Annotated in this window: 1 protein-coding gene; it reads right to left on the minus strand. The window is 51.6% G+C overall.

The features are described 5' to 3' along the window. On the minus strand, positions 1 to 519 hold a 519-nt coding region (locus tag AK963_RS30570), incomplete at both ends, for a phage tail tube protein (protein WP_066018865.1).

Genomic DNA, 519 nt, shown 5'->3' on the forward strand with positions numbered 1-519 from the left:
GTGCATCGTTGAGGCCTTCCATAAACAGGACAAACTCTTTACCCGATTCAATCAAGGCCTGAACCATATTGGTCGCCAGTGGTGTATAGCTCACACTCACGCCGAGGTTATCAATGCCGCCACCATCGATGACCTTGATCCCGGATTTGGTCAGTTCGTAGTCAGTACCTTCAACAAGAGCAACATCAAGGCTGTCTTTGACCGTAACTGACTGCGACAGATCGGGAAGCTTATCGAACGGGATAAGCTCATCAGCTACGCCGAAGCTGGTGTGAGGTTCATCAGTGACCGCAGTGGTTGAACCGGCAGCGACCGAACCACGGAGCGCCATCGACAAGTTGTTAGCGGTAAAGTCATGTGCCGTGAGGCTCGCCGAGATAGAAGAAATCCGACTGATGGTGTTGCGATTACCACCGCCACCGAGATAGTTTTTCAGTTCCTTTTTATCTTCCTCGAAACTGAATTGAAACTGGCTGACGTTACCCACCGGCAAAAGGGGAGCGGAACCATCGGCAGGCT

The sequence above is a fragment of the Endozoicomonas atrinae genome, from assembly GCF_001647025.1.
Taxonomy (GTDB): domain Bacteria; phylum Pseudomonadota; class Gammaproteobacteria; order Pseudomonadales; family Endozoicomonadaceae; genus Endozoicomonas; species Endozoicomonas atrinae.